Source organism: Pseudomonas sp. NPDC079367, from assembly GCF_044542195.1.
Classification (GTDB): domain Bacteria; phylum Pseudomonadota; class Gammaproteobacteria; order Pseudomonadales; family Pseudomonadaceae; genus Aquipseudomonas.
The window spans coordinates 1-5,224 of the sequence record NZ_JBITTW010000051.1 but is presented as its reverse complement, the minus strand read 5'-3'; the positions used below and the strand labels follow the sequence as shown (position 1 = coordinate 5,224).

4 protein-coding genes are annotated in these 5,224 nt (G+C 58.5%); 1 reads left to right on the top strand and 3 read right to left on the bottom strand.

All coding sequences use genetic code 11. The features are described from left to right. A partial coding sequence (uvrA, locus tag ACIGDJ_RS25845) for an excinuclease ABC subunit UvrA (RefSeq protein WP_397504653.1) occupies positions 1–2,707 on the top strand: 2,707 nt, incomplete at its 5' end. Positions 2,708–2,772: 65 nt separating this feature from the next. Here uvrA and bfr read toward each other — a convergent pair. From bfr to ACIGDJ_RS25830, 3 genes are all read right to left on the bottom strand, one after another. Next, positions 2,773–3,240, bottom strand: coding sequence for a bacterioferritin (bfr, locus tag ACIGDJ_RS25840; protein WP_130912285.1), 468 nt, complete (start codon positions 3,238–3,240; stop codon positions 2,773–2,775). A gap of 149 nt (positions 3,241–3,389) precedes the next feature. After that, positions 3,390–4,844 (bottom strand): catalase, encoded by a 1,455-nt coding sequence (locus tag ACIGDJ_RS25835; protein ID WP_313004176.1) that lies wholly within the window; start codon positions 4,842–4,844, stop codon positions 3,390–3,392. A gap of 239 nt (positions 4,845–5,083) precedes the next feature. After that, positions 5,084–5,224 (bottom strand): bL17 family ribosomal protein (locus ACIGDJ_RS25830; protein WP_397504654.1); only part of this gene is annotated, 141 nt, incomplete at its 5' end.

The window sequence follows — 5,224 nt, the reverse complement described above, 5'->3', positions numbered from 1 at the left end:
CACGCGGTATGCCGAAGGTCAGCGCCGCTATGTCGAATCGCTGTCGGCCTACGCCCGCCAGTTCCTGTCGATGATGGAAAAACCCGACGTCGACACCATCGAAGGCCTGTCGCCGGCGATCTCCATCGAACAGAAGTCGACCTCGCACAACCCCCGTTCCACGGTCGGCACCATCACCGAAATCTACGACTACCTGCGCTTGCTTTACGCTCGCGTCGGTACGCCGCGTTGCCCGGATCACGACATTCCGCTGGAGGCGCAGACCGTCAGTCAGATGGTCGATCTGGTACTGGCGCAGCCGGAAGGCAGCAAGCTAATGTTGCTGGCGCCGGTGATCCGCGAGCGTAAAGGGGAGCACCTGTCGGTGTTCGAAGAGCTGCGCGCGCAGGGCTTTGTCCGCGCCCGGGTCAATGGCCGCATCTGCGAGCTCGACGAACTGCCGAAACTGGATAAACAGAAGAAGCATTCGATCGATGTGATCGTCGACCGCTTCAAGGTCCGCGCCGATCTGCAACAACGTCTTGCCGAGTCGTTCGAGACCGCGCTGAAACTCGCCGACGGCATTGCCCTGGTTGCACCGATGGACGACGAGCCCGGCGAAGAAATGATCTTCTCCGCACGCTTCGCCTGCCCGATCTGCGGCCATGCAATCAGCGAGCTGGAACCCAAGCTGTTTTCCTTCAACAACCCGGCCGGCGCCTGCCCGACCTGCGATGGCCTGGGCGTGAAGCAGTTCTTCGACATCAAGCGCCTGGTCAATGGCGAGCTGACCCTGGCCGAAGGTGCGATACGCGGCTGGGACCGGCGCAACGTCTATTACTTCCAGATGCTCGGCTCACTCGCCTCACACTACAAGTTCAGCCTGGACAAGCCCTTCAACGAGCTGAGCGCCGAGCATCAGAAGTTCATCCTGCACGGCAGCGGCTCGCAGAATGTCGATTTCAAATACCTGAACGACCGTGGCGACATCGTCAAACGCTCGCACCCGTTTGAAGGTATCGTCCCGAATCTTGAGCGCCGTTACCGCGAAACAGAATCGGCAAGCGTGCGCGAAGAGCTGGCCAAGTTCCTCAGCCATCAGGCCTGCCCGGATTGCCGTGGCACACGTCTGCGTCGCGAAGCACGGCACGTCTGGGTCGGTGAGAAAACCCTGCCGGCCGTGACCAACCTGCCGATCGGTGACGCCTGCGAGTACTTCGCCGATCTGAAGATGACCGGGCGGCGCGGCGAGATCGCCGACAAGATTCTCAAGGAAATTCGCGAGCGTCTGCAGTTTCTGGTCAACGTCGGCCTCGATTACCTGTCGCTGGATCGCAGTGCCGACACCTTGTCTGGTGGCGAGGCGCAGCGGATTCGTCTGGCCAGTCAGATCGGCGCCGGTCTGGTCGGCGTTCTGTACATCCTCGATGAACCGTCCATTGGCCTGCATCAGCGCGACAACGACCGACTGCTCGGCACGCTCAAGCATTTGCGCGACATCGGCAACACAGTGATCGTCGTCGAACACGACGAAGACGCGATTCGCCTGGCTGACTATGTCGTCGACATCGGTCCGGGCGCCGGCGTACATGGTGGGCAGATCGTTGCCGAAGGCACACCGGACGAAGTCATGGCGCACCCGGATTCGCTGACCGGCAAATACCTGTCCGGCCGGGTGAAGATCGAAGTGCCGGCCAAACGCACGCCGCGCAACAAGAAGCTCAACCTGTCGCTCAAAGGTGCGCGTGGCAACAACTTGCGCAATGTCGATCTGGACATCCCGATCGGCCTGCTGACCTGCGTGACTGGCGTCTCCGGTTCTGGCAAATCGACACTGATCAACAACACGCTGTTCCCGCTGAGCGCAACGGCACTCAACGGTGCGACCACGCTGGAAGCCGCCGCGCATGACAGCATCAAAGGTCTGGAACATCTCGACAAAGTCGTCGACATCGACCAAAGCCCGATCGGCCGTACGCCGCGTTCCAACCCGGCGACCTACACCGGGCTGTTCACACCGATCCGCGAACTGTTTGCCGGCGTGCCCGAGTCGCGCTCCCGTGGTTACGGCCCGGGGCGTTTCTCGTTCAACGTCAAGGGCGGTCGCTGCGAAGCGTGCCAGGGCGATGGCCTTATCAAGGTGGAAATGCACTTCCTGCCGGACATCTATGTGCCCTGTGATGTGTGCAAGAGCAAGCGCTACAACCGCGAAACCCTTGAGATCAAATACAAGGGCAAGAGCATCCACGAAACCCTCGAAATGACCATCGAGGAAGCGCGGGAGTTCTTCGACGCGGTGCCGGCACTGGCGCGCAAGCTGCAAACGCTGATGGATGTGGGCCTGTCGTACATCAAGCTCGGGCAGTCGGCGACCACGCTCTCTGGCGGTGAGGCACAGCGGGTGAAGCTGTCTCGCGAGCTGTCCAAGCGTGATACCGGCAAAACCTTGTACATCCTCGATGAACCGACCACCGGTTTGCACTTCGCCGATATCCAGCAGTTGCTCGACGTGCTGCATCGTCTACGCGATCACGGCAACACCGTGGTGGTCATCGAGCACAACCTCGATGTGATCAAGACCGCCGACTGGCTGGTGGATCTTGGTCCCGAGGGCGGTTCCAAGGGCGGTCAGATCATTGCTACCGGCACCCCGGAGGAAGTGGCCGAGATGAAGCAATCTCACACCGGCCATTATCTCAAGCCGCTGCTGATCCGCGATCGGGCCTGACCGCCAGGCATGAAAAAGCCCCTGTCACCGTTGAAGTGACAGGGGCTTTTTTATAGCCGTTGCAATCAGGACGCGTGGGATTGCAGGTAGTTCTCGAGACCGATGAGCTTGATCAGGCCGAGCTGCTTTTCCAGCCAGTAGGTATGATCTTCTTCGGTGTCGTTGAGCTGAACCCGCAGAATTTCGCGGCTGACATAGTCCTGGTGTTGCTCGCAAAGTTCGATGCCCTTGCACAGCGCAGCGCGGACTTTGTATTCGAGGCGCAGATCGGCTTCGAGCATCGTCGGCACCGTAGTGCCAACATCCAGATCATCCGGACGCATGCGCGGGGTGCCTTCGAGCATCAGAATCCGCCGCATCAACGCATCGGCGTGGCCGGCTTCTTCTTCCATCTCGTGGTTGATGCGCTCGTAGAGCTTGGTGAACCCCCAGTCCTCATACATCCGCGAATGAACGAAATATTGGTCACGCGCGGCCAGTTCGCCGGTCAGCAACGTGTTGAGGTAATCGATTACGTCTGGGTGGCCTTGCATCGCCCTACATCTCCCTGCCTGAAAGTCTGTAGTTTGAACCAACCTGACCGGAAGGTCACCCGCTGCGCGCAAGAAAAGCGAAGAATCTCCGAGAAAAGCAGCTTAAATAACGCAAAAACCGCCCAAATGAGGGCGGTTCTGCTTCTCGTTTAGACTTCGTTAAGCTGTACGTTGAGCAGCTTTGCGATTGCTTCTCCGTACGCCGGATCAGCTTTGTAAAAATGCTGCAACTGGCGATCAACGACGTCGCTTGAAACACCTGCCATGGCACCGGCAATGTTGCTGACCAGCAGAGCTTTCTGCTCGTCGCTCATCAAGCGGAACAAGGCACCCGCGTGGCTGTAGTAATCGGTGTCTTCACGGTGATCGTAGCGATCAGCGGCACCGCTCAAGGCCAACGCTGGTTCGGCGTAATGTGGGGCTTGTTTCGGCGATTCGACGTAGCTGTTAGGTTCGTAGTTTGGCGCTGCGCCGCCATTGCTGCCGAACGCCATGGACCCGTCACGCTGGTAAGTGTTCACCGGGCTGCGTGGTGCGTTCACCGGCAATTGCTGGTGGTTGGTGCCGACACGGTAGCGGTGTGCGTCAGCGTAGGCGAATACGCGACCCTGCAGCATACGGTCCGGTGACAGACCAACGCCTGGCACCATGTTGCTCGGGCCGAATGCAGCCTGTTCAACTTCAGCGAAGTAGTTCAGCGGGTTACGATTCAACTCCAGCTCACCAACTTCGATCAACGGAAACTCCTTCTGCGACCAAGTCTTGGTCACGTCGAATGGATTCTCGTAATGAGCCGCCGCCTGCGCTTCGGTCATGATCTGAATGCACACGCGCCATTTCGGGAATTCACCGCGCTCGATAGCCTCGAACAGGTCACGCTGCGCGTAGTCCGGATCGGTACCCGCCAAACGCGCGGCCTCGGCTGGCGCCAGGTTCTTGATGCCTTGCTGGGTTTTGTAGTGCCACTTCACCCAGTGACGCTCGCCTTTGGCGTTGATCAGGCAGTAGGTGTGGCTACCGAAACCGTGCATGTGACGGTAGCCGTCAGGAATGCCGCGGTCAGAAAACAGAATGGTGACCTGGTGCAGCGCCTCAGGCGAATGCGACCAGAAGTCCCACATCATCTGAGCGCTTTTGAGATTGCTTTGCGGCAGACGCTTCTGGGTGTGGATGAAGTCAGGAAATTTCAGGGGATCACGGATGAAGAATACTGGCGTGTTGTTGCCAACGATGTCCCAGTTGCCTTCTTCGGTGTAGAACTTCAAGGCGAAACCGCGCGGGTCGCGCTCGGTGTCGGCTGAGCCACGCTCGCCACCCACGGTGGAAAAGCGCAGAAAGGTCGGCGTTTGTTTACCTACCGACTCGAACAATTTGGCACTGGTGTATTCAGTGATATCGCGGGTAACGGTGAACGTACCGTAAGCGCCCGAGCCTTTTGCATGGACACGGCGCTCAGGAATATTTTCACGATTGAAGTGCGCGAGCTTTTCGATCAGATGAAAGTCGTCGAGCAGCAACGGACCGCGCGGGCCGGCGGAGCGAGAATTCTGGTTATCAGCGACGGGTGCGCCACTGGCGGTTGTAAGCGTCTTGGTCTGGCTCATGCGGTCATCTTCCTCTGTCAGTCTTGAACTGCCGGCTACTGGGCTTGGCGGGAAGTATTGATCATCGACTGTTTAGCTACAAATTCATTAACTTGCAGGCATCGATAGATAATTACTAATAATGTTTTCCCAGCACATAGTGGCTGTTCAACCATGTCAGAAACTTGTACAAACGGCGCATTTGTTACAGGCACAAAAAACCGGGCACTAGGCCCGGTTTTTCGTTTCAGACTGACGTCTTACTCGGCGGATACAGCTTCGCCAGCAGTAGCACGATCAACCAACTCGACGTACGCCATAGGCGCGTTGTCGCCAGCACGGAAACCGCACTTGAGGATGCGCAGGTAGCCACCCTCACGGGTAGCGTAACGCTTGCCCAG

Excerpts from the sequence above, each read along its gene's own strand:
- ACIGDJ_RS25835 (WP_313004176.1), bottom strand. The coding sequence starts at position 4,844 with ATGAGCCAGACCAAGACGCTTACAACCGCCAGTGGCGCACCCGTCGCT.
- bfr (WP_130912285.1), bottom strand. The coding sequence starts at position 3,240 with ATGCAAGGCCACCCAGACGTAATCGATTACCTCAACACGTTGCTGACC.